This is a genomic window from Haloferax sp. DFSO60 (assembly GCF_046557615.1).
Lineage (GTDB): Archaea > Halobacteriota > Halobacteria > Halobacteriales > Haloferacaceae > Haloferax.
The window spans coordinates 158,615-178,251 of the sequence record NZ_JBKIII010000002.1 but is presented as its reverse complement, the minus strand read 5'-3'; the positions used below and the strand labels follow the sequence as shown (position 1 = coordinate 178,251).

Annotated in this window: 25 protein-coding genes; 19 read left to right on the top strand and 6 right to left on the bottom strand. The window is 60.9% G+C overall.

Annotation, left to right across the window (positions count from 1 at the left end; translation table 11 throughout):
* The gene (locus tag ACK509_RS10280) at positions 1-984 is read right to left on the bottom strand and encodes a DUF5787 family protein (protein WP_410766446.1); all 984 of its coding nucleotides are present in this window, start codon (positions 982-984) and stop codon (positions 1-3) included.
* A 107-nt stretch (positions 985-1,091) separates the two neighbouring features.
* On the opposite strand from ACK509_RS10280, the gene ACK509_RS10275 reads away from it, so the two are divergent.
* The 10 genes from ACK509_RS10275 to ACK509_RS10230 all read left to right on the top strand — a co-directional run bounded on the left by ACK509_RS10275 (position 1,092) and on the right by ACK509_RS10230 (position 8,111).
* Entirely contained in the window at positions 1,092-1,901 is an 810-nt protein-coding gene (locus tag ACK509_RS10275) for a hypothetical protein (RefSeq protein ID WP_410766445.1), read from the top strand.
* Positions 1,902-2,030: 129 nt separating this feature from the next.
* Complete coding sequence (locus ACK509_RS10270) at positions 2,031-3,266, top strand: translation initiation factor IF-2 subunit gamma (RefSeq protein WP_410766444.1); 1,236 nt, start codon at positions 2,031-2,033, stop codon at positions 3,264-3,266.
* Positions 3,267-3,288: 22 nt separating this feature from the next.
* Positions 3,289-3,657 (top strand): DUF188 domain-containing protein, encoded by a 369-nt coding sequence (locus ACK509_RS10265; RefSeq protein WP_410767249.1) that lies wholly within the window; start codon positions 3,289-3,291, stop codon positions 3,655-3,657.
* A gap of 7 nt (positions 3,658-3,664) precedes the next feature.
* Complete coding sequence (locus ACK509_RS10260) at positions 3,665-4,237, top strand: DNA-directed RNA polymerase (protein ID WP_410766443.1); 573 nt, start codon at positions 3,665-3,667, stop codon at positions 4,235-4,237.
* Positions 4,237-4,434 (top strand): transcription elongation factor subunit Spt4, encoded by a 198-nt coding sequence (gene spt4 / locus ACK509_RS10255; RefSeq protein ID WP_410766442.1) that lies wholly within the window; start codon positions 4,237-4,239, stop codon positions 4,432-4,434. Before ACK509_RS10260 ends, spt4 begins: the two co-directional genes overlap by 1 nt.
* Position 4,435: 1 nt before the next feature.
* Complete coding sequence (locus ACK509_RS10250) at positions 4,436-4,975, top strand: GTP-dependent dephospho-CoA kinase family protein (RefSeq protein WP_410766441.1); 540 nt, start codon at positions 4,436-4,438, stop codon at positions 4,973-4,975.
* 60 nt (positions 4,976-5,035) lie between these two features.
* Positions 5,036-5,359 (top strand): 30S ribosomal protein S24e, encoded by a 324-nt coding sequence (locus tag ACK509_RS10245; protein ID WP_410766440.1) that lies wholly within the window; start codon positions 5,036-5,038, stop codon positions 5,357-5,359.
* 36 nt (positions 5,360-5,395) lie between these two features.
* On the top strand, positions 5,396-7,048 hold the full coding sequence (locus tag ACK509_RS10240; RefSeq protein ID WP_410766439.1) for a bifunctional N(6)-L-threonylcarbamoyladenine synthase/serine/threonine protein kinase: 1,653 nt from the start codon (positions 5,396-5,398) through the stop codon (positions 7,046-7,048).
* Positions 7,049-7,150: 102 nt separating this feature from the next.
* Entirely contained in the window at positions 7,151-7,429 is a 279-nt protein-coding gene (locus ACK509_RS10235) for a DUF5808 domain-containing protein (protein ID WP_410766438.1), read from the top strand.
* A gap of 49 nt (positions 7,430-7,478) precedes the next feature.
* A complete protein-coding gene (locus ACK509_RS10230) occupies positions 7,479-8,111 on the top strand; it encodes a non-canonical purine NTP pyrophosphatase (RefSeq protein ID WP_410766437.1) in 633 nt (210 codons plus the stop codon).
* Between the two features lie 36 nt (positions 8,112-8,147).
* Here the strand turns inward: ACK509_RS10230 and ACK509_RS10225 are convergent, their stop codons facing one another.
* Entirely contained in the window at positions 8,148-8,948 is an 801-nt protein-coding gene (locus ACK509_RS10225) for an alpha/beta fold hydrolase (RefSeq protein ID WP_410766436.1), read from the bottom strand.
* A 92-nt stretch (positions 8,949-9,040) separates the two neighbouring features.
* Here ACK509_RS10225 and ACK509_RS10220 point away from each other — a divergent pair, with 92 nt between their 5' ends.
* Positions 9,041-9,433 (top strand): ACT domain-containing protein, encoded by a 393-nt coding sequence (locus tag ACK509_RS10220; RefSeq protein ID WP_410766435.1) that lies wholly within the window; start codon positions 9,041-9,043, stop codon positions 9,431-9,433.
* Here the strand turns inward: ACK509_RS10220 and ACK509_RS10215 are convergent, their stop codons facing one another.
* Positions 9,434-9,910 carry a PIN domain-containing protein gene (locus ACK509_RS10215; RefSeq protein WP_410766434.1) on the bottom strand — a complete coding sequence of 159 codons (477 nt, stop codon included), beginning with the start codon at positions 9,908-9,910 and terminating at the stop codon, positions 9,434-9,436.
* A 245-nt stretch (positions 9,911-10,155) separates the two neighbouring features.
* Here ACK509_RS10215 and ACK509_RS10210 point away from each other — a divergent pair, with 245 nt between their 5' ends.
* Genes ACK509_RS10210 through ACK509_RS10200 form a run of 3 tightly spaced genes read left to right on the top strand, consistent with a single transcriptional unit; the run spans position 10,156 to position 12,668 of the window.
* Entirely contained in the window at positions 10,156-11,172 is a 1,017-nt protein-coding gene (locus ACK509_RS10210) for a substrate-binding domain-containing protein (protein WP_410766433.1), read from the top strand.
* Between the two features lie 24 nt (positions 11,173-11,196).
* Positions 11,197-11,889, top strand: coding sequence for an ABC transporter permease (locus tag ACK509_RS10205; protein WP_410766432.1), 693 nt, complete (start codon positions 11,197-11,199; stop codon positions 11,887-11,889).
* The gene (locus ACK509_RS10200) at positions 11,886-12,668 is read left to right on the top strand and encodes a phosphate ABC transporter ATP-binding protein (protein ID WP_410766431.1); all 783 of its coding nucleotides are present in this window, start codon (positions 11,886-11,888) and stop codon (positions 12,666-12,668) included. The genes ACK509_RS10205 and ACK509_RS10200 overlap by 4 nt, the downstream gene beginning before the upstream one ends.
* Before the next feature lie 281 nt (positions 12,669-12,949).
* Here the strand turns inward: ACK509_RS10200 and ACK509_RS10195 are convergent, their stop codons facing one another.
* Both ACK509_RS10195 and ACK509_RS10190 read right to left on the bottom strand, forming a co-directional pair.
* Positions 12,950-13,603, bottom strand: a complete 654-nt coding sequence (locus ACK509_RS10195) for a potassium channel family protein (RefSeq protein ID WP_410766430.1) — start codon at positions 13,601-13,603, stop codon at positions 12,950-12,952.
* 43 nt (positions 13,604-13,646) lie between these two features.
* Positions 13,647-14,264: a hypothetical protein gene (locus ACK509_RS10190; RefSeq protein ID WP_410766429.1), complete on the bottom strand. Its 618-nt coding sequence runs from the start codon at positions 14,262-14,264 to the stop codon at positions 13,647-13,649.
* Positions 14,265-14,359: 95 nt separating this feature from the next.
* On the opposite strand from ACK509_RS10190, the gene ACK509_RS10185 reads away from it, so the two are divergent.
* Complete coding sequence (locus tag ACK509_RS10185) at positions 14,360-14,971, top strand: metal-dependent hydrolase (protein WP_410766428.1); 612 nt, start codon at positions 14,360-14,362, stop codon at positions 14,969-14,971.
* Positions 14,972-15,111: 140 nt separating this feature from the next.
* On the opposite strand, the gene ACK509_RS10180 is transcribed toward ACK509_RS10185, so the two are convergent.
* Positions 15,112-16,437 carry an MFS transporter gene (locus tag ACK509_RS10180; protein WP_410766427.1) on the bottom strand — a complete coding sequence of 442 codons (1,326 nt, stop codon included), beginning with the start codon at positions 16,435-16,437 and terminating at the stop codon, positions 15,112-15,114.
* Between the two features lie 382 nt (positions 16,438-16,819).
* Between ACK509_RS10180 and ACK509_RS10175 the strand changes: the two genes are divergently transcribed.
* The 4 genes from ACK509_RS10175 (at position 16,820) to ACK509_RS10160 (ending at position 19,631) form a co-directional block, all read left to right on the top strand.
* Positions 16,820-17,959 (top strand): GNAT family N-acetyltransferase, encoded by a 1,140-nt coding sequence (locus ACK509_RS10175; protein WP_410766426.1) that lies wholly within the window; start codon positions 16,820-16,822, stop codon positions 17,957-17,959.
* 46 nt (positions 17,960-18,005) lie between these two features.
* Entirely contained in the window at positions 18,006-18,212 is a 207-nt protein-coding gene (locus ACK509_RS10170) for a hypothetical protein (RefSeq protein WP_410766425.1), read from the top strand.
* Positions 18,209-18,358 carry a hypothetical protein gene (locus tag ACK509_RS10165; RefSeq protein WP_410766424.1) on the top strand — a complete coding sequence of 50 codons (150 nt, stop codon included), beginning with the start codon at positions 18,209-18,211 and terminating at the stop codon, positions 18,356-18,358. The genes ACK509_RS10170 and ACK509_RS10165 overlap by 4 nt, the downstream gene beginning before the upstream one ends.
* Before the next feature lie 265 nt (positions 18,359-18,623).
* Positions 18,624-19,631, top strand: coding sequence for a tyrosine-type recombinase/integrase (locus tag ACK509_RS10160; RefSeq protein ID WP_410766423.1), 1,008 nt, complete (start codon positions 18,624-18,626; stop codon positions 19,629-19,631).
* The last annotated feature ends 6 nt before the right edge of the window (positions 19,632-19,637 follow it).

Sequence of the window (19,637 nt, the reverse complement as noted above, 5' to 3'; positions counted from 1 at the left end):
TTAGAAAAAGCGGCCCAGTCCGGACTGCCGCCGAGTGACACCGCTGGGGTCCGAAACCCATCGCGTCCGCGACTCACGGAGCGACGCGCGGTCGAACTCGGGTGAGTCTGCCGGGTCGAAGCCTGCACACGATTTTCCGCACTCTGCACCGGGGTCGATGACGCGCCCGAAGTGGTCGCACACTGGCCGACCGACCGAATCGACACTTGCGTGGGCGCACGCGGGAAGGTCGTACTGTCGCCACCCCTTTCCGTAGGCTCGTTCTGCGAGTCGGATTCGAGCGGTTCGTTTGTCGGCAGGCGAGACGAGTGCAACGTCGGTGTGGAGCGAGTGATACTCAACGGGTTCGACGCCGGTTGTTCCGGTGGGCAACGTCTTCGCCTCGCGGACGATTTCTTTTGCTCCTGTGTCGGGGTCGAATCGCCACACCCCGACTGCATCGGGGATGCGGTTGAGGTGTGCGCCGGTCACGTAACTTTCGGTCGCGAGGACGACCTCGTCGAAGAGTGCGAGACTCACATCGAGGCGGAGTTGCCGGAGCAAGTCACCGGGTGACCCGAGGTCGGGTTTGTTCTCGATGCCGACGAGTTTCGAAAACCAGTCGTCAGGGTAGCGAACGGCGCGGCGGACGTACTCGCGGCCACGTCGAAATTCGGATTCGAAGAAGCCGACTTCGACGGCGTGGTCTGTCGCGCGTCGCGCCTGCGCGGGATGACAGTCGAAGGCGTCGCGCCAAAAGACGGACTTGCCCGCGCCGACAGAACTCTCCACCGCGCGTGCGGGGATATCCTGCTCGGTGATTGCGGTTCGCTCGTCGAACTCGGGGCCGGGAACCACCGCACAGATGTCGATGATTCGGCTTCCGGGGGAGGCAACCGCCGCACCGAGTTGTCGGGCCGGAAGCCAGTCGGTCGTCTCTTCGAGGTGCGAACACAGCGCCAACTCGAAGGCGAACTCCGACGGCGACGACACCGGCGTAGGCACACCGGAGATGCGAATGCGAGACAGAAAAACCTCGCTCTCCGACGTGTCTGATTAGTAAATTGTCACGATAGCCAAACTATTTGAGCGATGCCGCATCAGGTCGCACAATGTTGGGCAGAGATGGAACATCCGACCGTGTGAGGCGCCGAACCTACCTTGGACTGGCCGCAAGTGCCGGATTGGCCGGGCTTGCCGGGTGTAGTTCGGGTGGGACCGCAAGCGCCGCGCGTGGTCCACCAACGGTCCCCGAAGGGCAACTCGCCGACGGTGGCTGGGAGAAAATCGACGAACAGACCGTGGACCCGCTGTTCGAGCGCTCGTTCGGTCCCGTCGAGGTGACCGCGGCGATGCGGACGTTCGTCTACGAAGATATCGCACTGAAAGAGGAGTTGAGAGAGAAGACGCTCGGACAAGCAGAGGGACAGTTTGCGATGTTCTTCGCCTCGCGCGTGAGTCTCGACCCGAGTATGGCGAACATTCCGGATGCCGTGAGCGGGCCCGTCATCGACCAGACCGAAGGCCAAGCGCGCGAGCAGTTCGAAGCGCAACTCGAAGACGCCGGTCTCGTCGAGATTCAGCAGTCTTCGACCGGAACTATCGAAATCGACACCGGCGAGACGGCGCGTCTCACCGAGTACACAGCAGGCTTCCCGTTCCCCGGCATCGAGTTCCCCGTAAACGACGAGCGAACACTGACGTTCGAAGGCGAGACCATCGGCGTCACCGGCCTGCTCGCCGTCTGGGAACACCGAGGGTCGATTCTCATCGCAGGAGGCGCACACCCCGGCGAGAACCTCGATATGGAACTCTCGAAAGCACCGACCGACGCAATCGAAGTCACCGTCGATATCGACCTCGGTCTCACGCCAGAGGCGTATCTCGAAGAACTCCGTTCGCTCATCACCGCAGTCGAGTAATCGACTGTACAACCGCTGTGCCGCGACTCACTCCGGTCGTTCACAGAGCCGACGAGCAAACGCTCCGAGAACAGCACCTTTATCAAGCGTTCGGGGCGAATTTCACGCAAGATTACTCTCAGGAGGTCAATGGTGACTCAAAACCCACAACAACCGGAGGTGAACATCGGACTCGTCGGTCACGTCGACCACGGAAAGACGACGCTCGTTCAAGCGTTGTCCGGCTCGTGGACTGACCAACACTCCGAGGAGATGAAACGCGGCATCTCCATCCGCCTCGGCTACGCAGACGCGACGTTCCGGCAAGTGCCGGGCGAAGACGCCCCTGCGTGTTATACCGTCGAAGAAGAGACTGAAGATGGAACCGAGACAGACGTGCTTCGCACCGTCTCGTTCGTCGACGCCCCGGGTCACGAGACCCTGATGGCGACGATGCTCTCGGGTGCCGCCCTCATGGACGGCGCTATTCTTCTCGTAAGCGCCACCGAGGAAGTGCCACAGGCCCAGACCGCAGAACACCTGATGGCACTCGATATCATCGGCATCGAGAACATCGTCATCGCCCAGAACAAGGTCGACCTCGTCGACCGCGAGAAGGCGATGCGCAACTACGAACAAATCAAGGAGTTCACGAAGGGAACTGTCGCCGAAGACGCGCCAATCGTTCCCATCAGTGCGCAACAGGAAGTCAACCTCGACTTGCTCATCGAAGCAATCGAAGAGGAGATTCCGACGCCCGACCGCGACGAGAGCGAAGACAGTCGCATGTTCGTCGCACGCAGTTTCGACATCAACCGCCCGGGGACGACCTGGGACGGCCTGATGGGCGGCGTTATCGGCGGCAGCGTCGTCGCCGGAAAGCTCGACGAGGGCGACGAAATCGAACTTCGCCCCGGTCGCGAAGTTGACGAAGAAGGCCAGACCGAATGGCGACCAATCACGACCGATATCCGCTCCCTCCAGGCTGGCGGCAACATGGTCGATGAGGTCCGTCCCGGTGGGCTGTGCGGTGTCGGGACGGGTCTCGACCCGAGCCTGACGAAAGGTGACGCCCTCGCAGGACAAGTCGCAGGCAAGCCGGGAACCCTCCCGCCGACCCGCGAAGAGTTCACGATGGACGTTGACCTGCTCGAACGCGTCATCGGTGGCGGCGACGACGACAACGTCGAAGAGATTTCGACCGGCGAGCCCCTCATGCTCACTGTCGGAACGGCGACGACGGTCGGAGCCGTCACGAGCGCGCGCAGCGGCGAAGCCGAAGTGAAGCTCAAGCGTCCGGTCTGTGCGGCCGAAGGCGCAAAGATAGCCATCAACCGCCGTGTCGGCGCTCGCTGGCGTCTCATCGGTATCGGGACGCTCAAGTGACGTGAGCGCCACCGTCGTTGTCATGGACACGAACGCACTCATGATGCCGGTCGAACTCGACGTTCGCGTGTTCGACGAACTCGACCGGCTCTTTGCGGCCGACGTAGACCTCGTCGTCCCCACGGCCGTCCTCGACGAGCTGGAGAAGCTCTCAGAGGGCGCAGGGGCCGAGGCAGTCGCCGCGAGCGTGGGTGCGGACTTGGCAACGCGGTGTCGTGCGGTCGAAACGAACGAATCATACGCGGACGACGCAATCGTCGAACTCGCCGACTCGGGCGAGTGCGATTACGTCGTGACGAACGACAAGCCCCTCCGTGACCGGGTACTCGACTGCGGAACTCCCGTCGTCGGCATCCGGGGGCACGCCACACTGGCGGTCACGGAACCATAAGCAAACAATGTACAAACGGGTACGACTCAAGGATACGGTCGAAGTTCCCCCGCGCCACCTGGGCGATGTGACGCCCGAGCGGGTCAAGCGACTGTTGCAAGACAAGTTGGAAGGACGGATGGACGAAGACGTTGGGAGCGTCGTGAGCGTCGTGGAGGTCCACGACATCGGTGAGGGCACCGTGTTGCCCAACCGCCCCGGCGTCTACTACGAAGCAGAGTTCGACGCCATCTCGTACGACCCCGAGATGCAGGAAGTCGTCGACGGTATCGTCGTCGAAGTCGTCGAGTTCGGTGCCTTCGTCGGCATCGGGCCAGTCGACGGCCTGCTCCACGTCTCGCAGATTTCCGACGAATATCTCGCCTACGACGGCGAGAACCAGCAACTCGCTTCGACGGAATCGAATCAGACGCTCGCCGTCGACGACGAGGTGCGCACGCGCATCGTCACCAAGAGCATCGACGAGCGCAACCCGCGCGACTCCAAGATTGGGCTCACCGCCAAGCAGCCCGGTCTGGGCAAGCACGGGTGGCTCAAAGAAAAGCGCCAGCAGAACGAGGCCTCAGCGGAGGGTAACTGATGGCGAGAAAGCGCATCGCGTGCCGCGAATGCCACTTCGTCAACGACCCCGACTCGCAGACCTGCGACAACTGCGGTTCGACCAGCCTCACCGAGGACTGGGCAGGCTACGTCGTCATCACCCACCCCGAGCGGAGCGAAATCGCCGAAGAGATGAACGTCTCTGAGCCGGGTGGCTACGCGCTCAAGGTCCGCTGAGATGCTCACGCTGCCGACGGCCCTTCGCGGCGCGTTCAAAGAGCCGTTTGGCCCCGTCTACACGGACCCCGAGGAACTGCTTTCCGACGCATCGAGCGAAGCGACCGGCGCACCACTCGTCGCAGTCGGCGACGTCGTCACTTACCATCTCCGCCGCGCGGGCCGACCGCCATCGGTTGCGGTCATCGACGGCAAGACCAAGCGCGAGGCCGTCGGCGACGAGATTCGAGACGCCATCGAGACCGGCCACGTCGTCGAAGTCGCAAACGAGCCAGGGACGATTTCGCGCGAACTCGTGAGCGCGCTCGTGGACGCACTTGCCGCCGACGAGCCGACGACACTCCTCGTCGCGGGCGAAGAAGACCTTGCGACGCTCCCTGCGGCGCTCGCCGCGCCCGTCGATTCGACCATCGTCTACGGCCAACCGGACGAGGGAATGGTCCGGATTCGAGTCACAGAGGCCGTCAAAACCGAGATGCGTGACCTACTCGACCAGTTCGAGGGGGATGTTGCCGACGTGTTAGCACCCATTCAGGGATAACCGTCCTTCCCCTTCGAAATCCTTTTACTTGCTTCGCGGGCAAATACAGGTAACTGAACCATGGATATCGAAATCATCTCCGAAGAGGAGAACCCCATGTTGCACCGAACGGACGTTCGGTTCGAGATCGTTCACGAGGACGCAACCCCCTCTCGTCTGTCGGTTCGCGACTCCCTCGCGGCGAAACTGAACAAGGACTCCGACGAAGTCGTCGTCCACGAACTCAACACGAAATTCGGCATGCGCAAGACCGCAGGCTACGCGAAGGTCTACGCGAGCCCTGAGTTCGCCCGCGACGTCGAACAAGAGCACATGCTCGAACGGAACAAGATCACTGCCGAAGACGCCGACGTCGACGCCGAAGCCGAAGCCGAAGAGGCATAACCCGGCGCTAACTCGTCGTTTTCGACCAGCTATCGAATGCGTATTCTTGGAATCGAAGGAACAGCGTGGGCCGCGAGCGCAGCGGTTTTCGAAACGGACGACCCCGAGTCGCTCCGCTCCGAAACCGCCCGCACGCCCGACCCTGCTTCCGACCACATCTTCATCGAATCGAATCCCTACCAACCCGACAGCGGCGGCATTCACCCGCGCGAGGCGGCCGAACACATGTCGAACGCCATCCCCGAGGTCGTCGAAACCGCGCTCGCTCACGCCGCCGAACGACACGACGGCGACGGTCCTCTCGTCGATGGCGTCGCGTTCTCCCAAGGACCGGGCCTCGGTCCGTGTCTCCGCATCGTCGGCACTGCCGCGCGCTCTGTCGCACAGACGCTCGACGTGCCGCTCTTGGGGACGAACCACATGGTCGCCCACCTCGAAATCGGGCGCTACCAGTCCGGGTTCGAATCCCCTGTCTGTCTGAACGCCTCCGGCGCGAACGCTCACTTGCTGGGCTACCACAACGGCCGATACCGCGTCCTCGGCGAGACGATGGACACCGGCGTGGGCAACTCTATCGACAAGTTCACCCGCCACGTCGGGTGGACACACCCCGGCGGCCCGAAAGTCGAGAAGGCCGCGAAAGACGGGTCGTACATCGATATGCCCTACGTCGTCAAGGGGATGGACTTCTCCTTCTCGGGCATCATGAGCGCGGCGAAGGACGAAGCGGACGACGGCACGCCCGTCGAGGACATCTGCTTCGGCCTACAAGAGACCATCTTCGGCATGCTCACCGAAGTCGCCGAGCGCGCGCTCTCGCTCACGGGAACCGACGAACTCGTTCTTGGAGGAGGAGTCGGCCAAAACGCCCGCTTGCGAGGGATGCTCGCCGAGATGTGTGAGCAACGCGGCGCGAAGTTCCACGCGCCCGAGCCGCGCTTCTTGCGCGACAACGCGGGGATGATTGCCGTCCTCGGCGGTCGAATGCTCGCCGCGGGCGACACGCTTCCCATCTCGGAGTCGCAGGTGAATCCGAACTTCCGACCCGACCAAGTCGAAGTCACGTGGCGCGGCGAACACGAATCGGTCGCACGCGCACACACTGACGACGGCGCGATTCGCGGTGCGGAGGCAACCGTCGATATCGGTCCCGAATCGGTCGTCAAACGGCGGGTTCCGAAAACGTATCGACACACCGAGTTGGACGACAGACTCCGCCGTGAGCGGACGAAAGCCGAAGCACGACTGACGAGCGACGCTCGGCGTGCCGGTGTGCGGACGCCCGTCGTCCACGACATCGACCCCGTCGAAGGCGTGATTACCTTCGAGACGGTCGGCGAGGGCGACTTAGCCGAACACCTCGATGCCGACTCGGTGCGCGTCGTCGGCGAGTACCTCGCGCGACTCCACCGAGCAGGAATCGTCCACGGCGACCCGACGACCCGAAACGTTCGCGTCGAATCGGGTGAGGAGAATCGCGTCTACCTCATCGACTTCGGCCTCGGCTACCATACCCAGCACGTCGAGGACCACGCGATGGACCTCCACGTCTTCGCTCAGAGCATCGAAGGCACGGCTGACGACGCCGAACCACTCCTTGCGGCGTTCGAAGCAGGCTACGAAGAGTACGGGTCGCAGGAAGTTCTGGACCGCCTGCGCGAGGTCGAATCGCGCGGTCGGTATCGCTGAACTCGACTCCCATACCAGTTAGTTCGCCTCAGGCGTTCGATTTAGTCTCCAACTGGACAGAAGGCCAAAATGATTTATCGTCAGCTGGCGTATCTGTCTCGTATGGTAGACAAACCGCAGCGCGGAACGCTTTTCGGCATCCCGTACAACTTCGAGCGACCCAGTGCCGGTCGTATGCTCTCTTCGTACTGGCAGCCCGGTAAGGGCATGCTCGTCGAGAAACCGTTCGGTATCGGCTACACGCTGAACCTCGCCAGCTGGCGCTCGTGGATTGTCCTGCTCGTCGCTGGTGGCCTCCTCTGGAACGAGCGCCAGAAGGGCAAAGCGAAAGAAGACGAAGCCGAGGCCGACGACGGTCCCGTCGAAGTCATCGTCGATTAAGCGCACAGACACCGACGACTTTTCACACCCCGCCCGCAGAGTGGCGGATATGCTCCGATACGTCACCACGAACGAGGGCAAGGTCCGCGAGGCGCTCTCGTACCTCGACGACGACGTGACGCAACTCGACTTCGACTACACCGAGCTTCAAGCACCCGAACTCGGCCCCATCGCGGCCCACGGTGCCCGCGAAGCCTTCCGCTACGCCGACGAGCCGGTACTCGTCGACGACGCGGGACTCTTCATCGAAGGCTTCGACGGCTTTCCCGGTCCGTACTCTGCCTACGTCGAGGACACCCTCGGCGTCGAAACCGTCTATCGACTCGCCGCCGCCGAACTCGACGAACCCCGGCGTGCCTCCTTCCGATGCATCCTCGCCTACTGCGACGGCGAACCGTTCGAAGCCAGTCCGGACCCCGTGGACCGCGACGACCGAACCCTCGCGGCCGCCCGTGGTGCAGAACAGGACCACGAAGAGACCCAACCACTCCCCGTGAAGCTCTTCGAAGGCGTCGTCAACGGTCGAATCGTACCGCCCCGTGGTGACGATGGCTTCGGCTACGACCCGATTTTCGAACACGATGGGACGACGTTTGCGGAGATGACGCCCGAAGAGAAGAACGGCATCTCCCACCGTGGGCGGGCGTTAGCGAAGTTTGCAGGTTGGTACGCCGAGCGGTAGCGAGGCGTACGGTCGAACTCTCTGAGTCTCAGAGGGTCACTCTCTACTTCTCACTTCGTCGTCGAACGTGAGTACCGCGTCGATGACGAGTTCTGGGGCGGTGTTCATCGCGGCGTGGGCTTGCCCTTCGAGGAGTACAATCCGACTATCTTCGAGTGTCTCGTCGAGGGTGCTGGATGCTGCTGCGTGGAGTGGAGCCGTCTCACCGCCGACCAACAGTAGCGTCGGTGTCGTCAAGTCTTCGAACCGGGCAGGGTCGAACTCGTACTCGGTCCGTGCGCGCTCCTCTCGAATGACGGTATGGGCGGCCTCGACGCGAGCAGGCCAATTCGGGGCCGACCGAAGCGCATCGAGTTCGAACAGTGGTATCTCGGCAATCTCCCGCAGGAAGCGAACGAGCGCGTCTTCGTCTTCACCCCGCTCGTGGAGCGCGGCAATCTCGGCGAGGGTACCCTCGCTGTCTGGTTCGAATCCGACGACAGGTATCGGGGGTTCGTAGAGGACGAGGGCGCAGAGCGTGGAGAGTCGCAAGGCGGCCTCCAGCGAACACATCGCCCCGTACGAGTGGCCGAAGAGAGTCACGGGTTCGTCAATTGCTTCTACGACCGCGACGATATCTTCGACCTCTCGCTCCATCACGTATTCCGGAGAATCACCACTCGCGCCCCGCCCGCGGCGGTCGAGCGCGTAAACCGTAAATCGCTCCTCGAAGGCGGGGAGGATAGGGTCCCACCGAGTGTGGTCCGCGGTACTCCCGTGGACGAGTACGAGTGGCGGCCCATCTCCCGTTCGCTCGAATACAATCGGTGTTCCATCTGTTGATTCAACTGTCTCCATCGTTGCTCAATCGTACTAGTAGGCGCCCGAGTCATGTCACAGTGTCGCACACAGGATCGAGGAGTTTTCACCACTCACGAGAAGGACATCACGTGAACCCGCGAGACTTCTTCGAAGACGGAACCGTCACCATCTCCACGACGACGTACACCGTCTACAAGACAAAACAGCCCGAGGAAACTGCGTTTGCGACGATTCAAGATGCGAACGAGACGACAGTCGTCGCTGAAGACGGAACCGTAGACGAGTCGAACGTCGTCGAGTCCGAACCCGGGTGGAAACTCCTCACCTTCGAGATGGTTCTCCCGTTCGAACTCGTCGGGTTCTTGGCAGTGGTCGCCAGCGAACTCGCAGACGAAGACATCTCTATTTTCGCTCTGTCGGCCTACTCAACCGACCACGTTCTCGTGAAAACAGACGACGTTGCGGCCGCGACGAAGAAACTCGAGTCGCTTGGGTGTACCGTCAGAGTGACCGCGAACTAGTCACGCACGGGGGTCACGGTCGGGGCCGGGATAGTCGCCGGATTCGACCTCCAGATACAGACTCTCGGGAGCAAAGAGTGTCGCAAACGCCTGTGGGTGGCGGATACTGACCGGGAATCGACCGCCGAGTGCGGCCCCGGCGCGGGCAGATTGTAGTCCTTCGTCGAACGTCAGCACGTGCATCGCGCCGCCGCGATAGGCCGACGCGAGCGCCGGATGGTCACTTTCGGGATGTGAGACGAGTTCGACCCACGTCTCGATTTTCTCGCGCCAGTCGGCCGCGAGGTCAGAGTCGGCGAAGTCTGCGATGAGCGCCTCTGCATCGTCGAGGAGTGCGTCGCTGGCGACGAGCGTCGTCCATGAGTGTTCGCGGAGGTGGTCGAGTGCGTCGCGGGATGCACCGCCGACGAGTACGTCTGCGGCGAGTACGTCTGCGTCTGCGACGACGCGCGCAGGAGAGGGGTCTGTCTCACTCATCGTCGCTTCTGCGCGCTCGGAGGGCCTCAGCAATCGCCTCTTCGGTCGTCTCGTACGCCGTACCACGCTCGAACAGCGATTCCCACGTCATAGTGAACGCGAAGCAAGCGACGGCCAAGAACCTGTGGAATCGCGGAGGACGAAACCAGATGCCGTCCCAATTTAGTTTCTATTTTAGAAAATGAAATTGAATCCAATTACGTTAGTTGGGAAACAGTTAATTGCCGTTCGGCATACTCACAGACATGACGATTCAGCGACGCCGCTTCCTTCAGGCGGCAGGTGTCGGTGCAATTCTCGGATTGAGTGGCTGTACCGGGGATACGGGTGCCCCACAAGCCGGCGGTAGTCAAGATTCGAGTAACAACAAAGAGACGAGTGGCTCGACACAGGAGTTGACGCTTGCGACGACGACGAGTACGTACGACACGGGACTGTTGGATGCGCTCAACCCCGAGTTCGAATCGATGTTCAACGCGACGGTGAAGACGATTCCGCAAGGTACCGGCGCGGCCATCGAAACCGCCCGAAACGGCGACGCTGACGTGATTCTCGTCCACGCCCGCGGTGCCGAAGACGAGTTCATGGAAGAAGGCTACGGCGTCAACCGCCGCGACGTGATGTTCAACGACTTCGTTATCGTCGGCCCCGCAGGTGACCCCGCCGGGATTCAGGGCATGTCGAGCGCGGCAGACGCGTTCGCAACGATTGCTGAGTCTCAATCGACGTTCGTCTCGCGCGGTGACGACTCGGGGACGAACAAGAAGGAGTTGCTCATCTGGGAGGCCGCGGGTGTCGAACCGTCGGGGCAGTGGTACCAAGAGATTGGCAAAGGGATGGGCGACACGCTCGTCCAGGCCGACCAGTCCGGCGCGTACACGCTCGCTGACCGCGGGACGTACCTTGCTACGCAGTCGAACATCGACCTCGAAATCCTCGTGCAAGGGCCGCTGAAAGGCGGGCCGACAATTCTGAAGAACCCCTACGGTGTGATTGCGGTCAACCCCGCCGTCTATCCCGACGTGAACTACTCGCTTGCGATGGCGTACATCGGCTTCTTGACCGGTCCACAGGGCCAGACCATCATCGACGAGTACACGGCCAATGGCTCGCAGTTGTTCTTCCCCAACGCGCTCTCCGAGTCGCCGAACTTTGGACAGTACGTCTCTGAGGGCTACAGCGAAAACGAGTCCAACTCGAACGCGATTGCAGATGCGCAGTTCGAACAGTGGGTCGCAGACCGCGTGCCCGAGGACTTTTAGTCCACCCGGTTCGCACCTCTGTTCGTGTTTGGCCTCGGCGACCTGAATCTCACCTACCTCGTGAGCATTACGCTCGTCTCGTTGTACGTGAGCACGGTGGCAGTCGCGGTGAGTTCGCTCATCGGCCTGCCAATCGCACTCATCGTCGGTTTCCGCGACTTTCGCGGGAAGTCGGCAGTCACCTCGATTATCTCGACCGGGATGGGCTTTCCGAGCGTCGTCGTCGGGTTGGTCGTCCTCTTGTTGCTCTCGCGGTCGGGACCGCTCGGCGTGTTCGACCTCTTGTTCACACCAGAGGCGATGATTATCTCCCAGACGATTCTCGCACTTCCCGTCCTCGTGAGCGTCTCACTCTCGGCGGTGCAGTCGGTTCCACAGGACCTTCGTGACGCCGCGTTCGCCGCTGGGGGGACTTCGACCGATGTCGCGCTGCTCGTGGTTCGTGAGGCTCGCTACGGCATCGTGACCGCTCTCTTAGCCGCCTACGGGCGCGCAATCAGCGAAGTCGGGTCGGTACTCATCGTCGGGGGCAACATCGTCCTGACGGGAGATAGGTCGTTCACGCGGACGCTCACGACGGCGATTACCGTCGAAGCACGGAAGGGTAACATCGAGACGGGTATCGCTCTCGGCGTAATCTTGCTCGCGCTCGTCCTCTTCGTCAACGCGCTCGGGGCGCGGTTCCGTGACCGAACCCAGACGGGTGGTCGGCAATGACGGACGCACCGCCTGCATTGGCGACTCAACGGGTCACTCACGGATTCGGTAACGGGGCGATTCTCGAAGACGTGTCGCTCTCGGTCGAACCGGGTGAAATCTTGGCCGTCGTCGGCCCCTCTGGGACCGGAAAGACGACGCTCTTCCGACTGCTCGCACTGTTCGAGCGACCGGATTCAGGCACCATCGAACTCGCCGGTGACGACGTGTGGTCGATGCCGGACGAGCAACACCTCGCCGTGCGTCGGAAAATCGGCATGGCGTTCCAGAATCGAAGTTTGTTTTCGACCAGCGTCGCCGAAAACGTCGCCTACGGCCTTCGCGTCCGCGACTCGTGGAAGATTCGCCTTCGTGACTCCATCTCGAAACTCGTCGGCGACGAAAATCCACCTACTCCGGTCAGCGAGGCGCTCGAAACCGTCGGCATGGCCGATAAGGCGTTCCGAGACGCGCGTTCTCTCTCGGCGGGTGAGGCCCAGCGTGTCGCAATCGCTCGCGCACTCGCGCCCAACCCCGATATCTTGCTTCTCGACGAACCAACCTCGAATCTCGACCCGCGTAACACGGCCGTCATCGAGGCGACGATGCGCGCGGCGAGAGAACGCGGCATCGCCGTCGCGTTGGCGACACACGACATGCAGCAGGCTCAGCGCGTCTCCGACCGAACGGCAGTACTCCTGAACGGGACGTGCATCGAATCGGGGAAGACAGAGCAGGTGTTCGAATCACCAGCAGACGACCGGGTGCGGCAGTTCGTCAACGGCGAGCTGGTGTACTGACAGGCAATTTTTACGGACAGTCACGGCCACGTGAGGCACAAGAATGTTCGTTGGTGAACAGACTCACCACACTCGGGTGACGACGTGTTGCGAATAGCAGACAATCGTCTGACACAGATTTAAGATATCTCATACGTATCCGTCGATTGGGCGCGTTTCGGCCTCAGTTCCTACCTACAACTCGCGCGCCCGGCACACCACCACAACCGTTCTGGTTCCCCCGGCACGGAAAATCGACGATTCGGCGCCTCCCCCGGCGCCACTCGCGTCCCCGTTTTCACTTACCCGAGAAGTTCCTTCTGGACGCGTTCGAGTGCGTTGCGTTCGGTGAGCAGTGCGAGTCTGTCACCGGGTTCGACCACCGTTCCGGGCAGCGGAATCGTCATCGGTTCGCGACGGCGACCATGTGCGTAGATTCGTCCGTCGCCGTCGAGGTCGATAGCGGCGACGTGTTCACCCACGATTGGTGCGCTATCGGGAACGGTGACCGTCGCCAGTCGGAGGTGGTCGGTCAGGTCGCCGATGGCGTTGAAGTTCCCGCCGAGAAGCGCCGTCTTTGCCCCCGCAGCACCGAGTCGCTCGGGGTAGATAATCTCGTCAACGTCGTCGGCGTAGCGCTCGTAAATCTCCTGTCGGTAGTCCTCGCTGATGCGCATGACCGTCCGACAGCCGTATTCTTTGCCGAGCATGCAGGCCGCGAAGTTCGTGTTCGGGTCGCCAGTCAACCCACCGACCGCCGCCACGTGTTCGACACCGGCCTGTTTGAGGACGCTCTCGGTCCCGCCATCGCCGAGGTACGCTTCGAAGCCATCCTCAGTGGCACGTTCGACCTTCTTCTCGTTGTTATCGACGACAGTCACCGTATGACCTTCTTCTCGAAGCACTCGTGCCGTTCGTGCACCAACCCGTCCGTACCCAACGATAACGAAGTCCATGGTACTACCATACACACCGGGTGGCTAAAAGATGGCCCCCATCTCAGGACCGAGCCCGTTCGAGTCGTTCGTTCAGCGACTCAATCGTCTCGGAGAGTGTTGGCGTCCCGAACAGGGCGACGAGCATCGCACCGACGGTGTCGAAGACGAGGTCGATGATGGTGTCGCCGAGTCCGTACTGAACGAGGACGGCTTCGATACCCAGTGCTTCGGCCGAGAGTCGCGCCCCAAATTCGAGGACTTCCCAGAGTACGCCCGCGGCGAGCGTGAAGAGCAGAATGTACACGAAGAGAAAACGCGGCGGGAAGTACACTGCATCGGAGTACTCGTCGAAGACGCGTGCCGAGACGTAGCCGACGGCGGCGACGACAGACGCCGAGAGCGTGTGAGTGACGTGGTCCCACCAACTGATGTAATTGTACGGCCCGAGCATTCCAATCGCGTGCAAGAGGACGGCGGCGGTCAGCCACAGACCGGGCAACGGGTGGAGTCGAATCTCCCAGTCACGCTGGAGAATTGCGGGGAGAAACGTCACACTGAGTGCCAGCAAGGAGTTGACGATGACACTCAGATTTCGCGTGTATACACCAGCGAAAAAAACCAGACAGATGGCTCCCTGCATCGCCTGACTGGCACGATACTCGATTCCCCGCGAATGCATACGTCCTGATAGGGTCCGCGACGGCTAAATGTAGTTTGTTCAATGCTAGCACATGTACCGACACCGTTTTTCTCTCGGATTACTTACGGCCACCGATGATGGCCACCACGCACGCCTTGGCAGGTGTCTTTATCGGCACCATCGCCTGGGCGTTGTTCCCCGAGGCCGGGACGCTCCCAGTCCTCGCGGCCGCACTCGGCGGTCTGTTTCCCGATTTTGACCTCTATGCAGGTCACAGAAAGACGCTTCACTTCCCCGTGTACTTCAGCATACTCGCGGTTCCCGCGCTCGCAATCGCGGCGTGGAATCCAACCACGGTGAGTCTCGCGATCGCGTTGTTCCTCGCGGCCGCGGCGCTGCACTCGGCGTCGGACGTACTGGGCGGCGGTCTCGAACTCAAGCCGTGGCTCGCAACGTCCGAGCGCGCGGTGTACGACCACTGGAACGGTCGATGGCTCGCGCCGAAGCGCATGATTCGCTACGACGGCGCGCCCGAAGACCTCATCTTGGCGACGTCGCTGGCGGTCCCGCCAGTCATTGTCTTCGACGGCACGATTCAATTCCTCGCGATTGGGGCTGTCGCAGTCTCCGGTGTCTACGTACTGCTGCGCAAGCCCATGGTGGCCGCCGCAGAGTACGCCGTCGCCGCGATGCCCGACCACATCATCGACTACATCCCCGAGCGATTCGTCCGCGACCTTCAGTAACGACAGCGTGAGGACGACGGGTTTTTCACTGCGCTCCCCAGATTCTCGAGTGAAGCGAGCGAGTTGCGACGTAGGATACCGGAACTCGCTCTCTTCACTGTACTAACTGCTGAGCGGCGCGACTATGTCTTTAAAAACGCCTAGTCAGTCGGTTCGACAGTCGCCGTCGAAGCCGCATCGAGTGCCGACTCGCGGCGATGGAGTGCGTACGCACACACCAGCGCGACGACTCCCGAGACGGTCGCGATTGCGAACGCCACGCGGTAGCCTGCGGCGGTGTAGACGCGTGCCCCCGCGAGCATCTCGCCGGTCCAGAACGCGTCGAGCGCGTAGCCCATCAACGCGGGCAGGACGGCCGCACCGAAGTAACCAAGACTGTTTATCGCGCCCGTCGCAGTCGCGCTCGCTTCGGCCTCGTGTCGCTCTTTGATGACGGTAAAGGCGATGACCGTCCCACCCATGACGAACAAGGCGACAAAGAGCAATCCACCAGCGACGAGCAACGGCGGCGTCACGGTGACGAGCAACACTGCATAGGCGAGCGTGAACAGCGTACAGGAGAAGACGATGAGTTCTGTTCGGTAGCCCAGTCGGTCCGAGAGCGTCCCCATGATGGGAGACCCGAGGAGGAATCCGACGTTCCCGGCGAAGACGAACAACGACGCCGTCTGGACGGAGACGTCGTAGAGGTTGGCGATGTAGGGGACTCCCCACAGCCCCAGGAAACTGAAATTCGTCCCCAAGACGAGAAAGAGCATCGTCCCCAACAACCACGTCTCGCGCTCGTGGAGGACGGTTTTCGTGTTCTCGACGACGGTCGAAAAATCGACGGTCGAGGTCGATGGTTCGACGCCCGAAAGTGGAGTGAAACCAGCATCTCGTGGGCGGTCACGAACGACGAAGAAGGTCAAGACTGCGATACCAACCCCGAAGACCCCGATTGCGAGGAGGACGGTGCGCCAGTCGGCGGCGTCGATGGCGAGTGCCAGCGGCGTCGTTGCGAGTACGCCACCCATCCCCGCGGCAGCGACAGTCCATCCGGTCATCGTTGCGAACTCGTCCGGGCGATACCAGTTGGCGAGAAATCGAAGCGTCGCCGTGTAGAGGACGCTCCCACCAAGCCCTAAGAGTGCGCGTGAGGCGAACGATATCGCGTAGGTCGGCGCGAGTGCAAACCCGAAGACGCCAAGCGACATGATGAGCAGACCGGCTGATGCGACGCGACGCGACCCCACTCTATCTACCAAAATTCCTGCGGGTAATTGCAACCCGGCGTAGATGTAGAAGAACGACGCGTGCAGTAAGCCGAGTTCTGCCCCGGTCGTGTCGAACGCCCGAGAGAGGTCTTCGGCGAGGACGGCGGTCGTCACCCGGTGAAAACTAACGAGGATAAACCCAACAGCGAGCAGTGCCCACAACACCCATCGCCAGCGTGTTGGACTCGCCCGAATCGAGAACCGTGCCATGGTCACGAGACAAAGCCTGCGTGTAAATGTCTGTCGTGGGAGGCAGAGGTAGTGTCCAAATCTCGAACGACAGCTCGGCATCGTGGTGAGTCACGACAGCGAGAGCCATCTATTCAGTATCACGTCGAGACATATGTTGTGGGATAATAGCACATTACACCCCGGCAGTAGTGATTTTCTCAACATGGCGGTTTTTAACATATAGTCTACTGCCTTCGCAAACGTAGCTGTCAGGCGTTCTGGTACGTACCTGCACAATAAATGTCCGGTTCGAACGAGTGGCAGAGGAGTCTGGTATTAGTCTCGTATTCAACCTCTTAACCGACAATTCAGTGCAATTAGGAGGTCCATTGCTAATTCACTTTCAGTCTAATACCGCCATATGTCGGTGCGAAAAGTATTGGAGGACGAGGCAGGTGGCGACGACGCCTACGAGATTCGCTGGTACGAACCGGAGGACCGAGCGGCGTTCATCGACCTGTACGAACTCGCCTTCAATCAACGCAGCGAGGCGTGGTTTTCGTGGAAATACGAACAGAACCCGTACGCCGAGCGCGTTCCCATCATCCTCGCCGACAAGGATGGTGAAATCGCTGGCCTGCGACCGTTTATTCCACTCCCACTACGCATCGGTGACCAAATCATCACTGCACACCAACTCGTCGACCTCGTCGTTCACCCTGACCACCGCCGAAAAGGGTTGATGACGCGGATGTCGCGATGGATGAACGCCGCGATTTGGGACGACTCGGCGGCGACGTTTACCTACGCAAATCCGCCCGCACACCGCGGTCTGATGAAGATGACGAGCGAGTATTGGACGAACTACCACCTCGACACGTTCGTTCGATACGAGCGTCTCAACGACATTTCGGCGTTTCTGACGGCCGACCACCCGTTGTCGGTTCGCCTCGGCGTGGCCGCGATGGACCCCTATTATCGCGTGAAACATCGCGTGCAAGACAGGCTTTCAGACGACGACTCGACTCTCACGATTACTCGCTTCGATTCTGTTCCGATATCGACGCTCACGCAGCTCTACGAGCGCGCCCCACCATCGAACGCCCACATTCTCCGCGACGACACGTTCTACCAGTGGCGCTTTGCCGAGCCCGACCACCAGTTCATCACGTACGTCGCCGAACGCGATTCGACACCGGTTGCCGCAATCGTCGTCGGGGCGAAAGACGACTACGGGATGCCATCGACCACCGAACTCGTCGAAGTACTGCCGATGGCCGGCGGAGCAGACCTTACAGACGCGTTTTCGGCCCTCCTCTCGGAGATTACCGCCGACTTCGCATCGAGTGACCACATCTGCGCGTCGAACGGGTGTATCCCCCACGAGGTGTTCGCGTCTCACGGCTTTGTTCGAACCGACGAGTTCCCCCTCTCGAAGTTCGTCGACGAGACGACGTTCATCGTCTGCCCGTTGGGTGGGTTAGACGACGAAGGGGCGAAAGAACAACTGACGGAGCGAGGGTCGTGGACGATGTCGTACTGTGTTCGGTTGCTCGGGTGAGATGGTCGAGCGGTTATCTGTGTTGAGTGGTATCTGTAGGGAGACGATGACGACGACGCGACGATGCCCAGACTGCGGCGTGATGATGGAGAAGATGGAGATACAGACCGGCGACGGATTCAACCTCTATCTCGTGACGAACGAGCCAAAGCCGGGGATGCTCGGGGGATTGGGATTGAAAGAGAAACTCAAACCGGTGGTCGTAGTGTGCCCAGAATGTGGGTTGATTCGGCAGTACGCGGAGAAAGAGTGAGCAGTTCGGCTCCGCGAAATCAGTCGAAGCAAGTTCGGCAGTTGCTCGAAGCGGCTGAGCTGGACGAAAAGCTCGGTGAAATTGAGGAAGAAGAGACGGCCGCATCGACCATCGACCGCTGGCGGGGTGGGCGTGGAGTGGTGTGAATCCTGTGTTCCCTTTTTTGAGGAAAAGATTCACCGCTCAGAATGTTGCGTTCGGAAGAAGCCTAGGCCGGGATTTGAACCCGGGCTCTCGTCGCCGCCAGGTGGTTTCACCACCTTCCGGCTATGAACTTACCAAGGACGCACGCTTTGAATCTGGGCCACCCAGAAATCGGCCTGTTCGGCTTTGGGTTCGCTCTGAATCGGCTCGATTCAGGACGAGTGTGGCTGTGGCTGGTTCCTTCGTGGACGAATTGACGGAAACAACATGAGCCTGAAAACGACACCGCCCCACGAAGCGAAGAACCGGTTTCTGAAAGACAAGAACCCCGGAGTCACCGAGAAGACCCTCAAGAACTACCGGACCTGCCTGCGTCAGTTCTGTGATTGGTTAGACGACCAGCGGGTGACGAACCTGAACGACCTCGACAGCGAACTCATCCAGCGGTACAAAGAACACCGTCTATCCAAGGTCAAGGTCATCACCGCCCGGCAGGACATGATGACGATAAAGCAGTTCATCGAGTTCTGTGAGCATATCGCGGCAGTCCCACGCGGAATGGGGGACATGGTTCGGATACCCTCGGTCAGTGAGCAAGACGAGATTTGTGACGACCTGCTGACCCGGGACGAAGCCACTGAGATACTGGACTTCCTCGGGAAGTACGAGTACGCGAGCAAGCGCCACGTCACACTCCTCCTCTTGTGGAAGACCGGGATGCGGATGAGTGGTCTTCGGGCTTTGGACCTCGGGGATTTCGACGAAGGAAGGCCCGCGTTGGAACTCAGGCATCGAGCAAGAGCGGGAACCCCACTGAAGAACAAAGAGAAGAGCGAGAGAGATGTCCTCATCACGCCTGAGACGGCTGAGGTTGTCTCCGATTACATCACACAGACTCGGCCTGACGTAGCGGACGAACACGGGAGAGCGCCGCTTCTCGCCTCTGAGAGTGGAAGAGTTGTGGGAACGACCATCCAGCGGTACGTCTACACTGCGACTCGGCCCTGCTACTACAACGGTGGGGAGTGTCCGTTTGACCGGAATCCCGAGGACTGTGAGGCTATGTCTTGGAATGCCTCGTGTAAGTGTCCGGGTTCGGTGAGTCCTCATGCACTCCGTCGGGGGTATGTGACTGCCGCTCGGAACGCAGGGCAGCCGAAGGACGTGACTGGAGAGCGGGTGAATATGAGCGGGAAGGTGCTGGACAAACACTACGATAAGGGGACGAGTGCAGAGAAGGCCAAGCGGAGACAAGGATATATTAAGGACATATAGCTATCT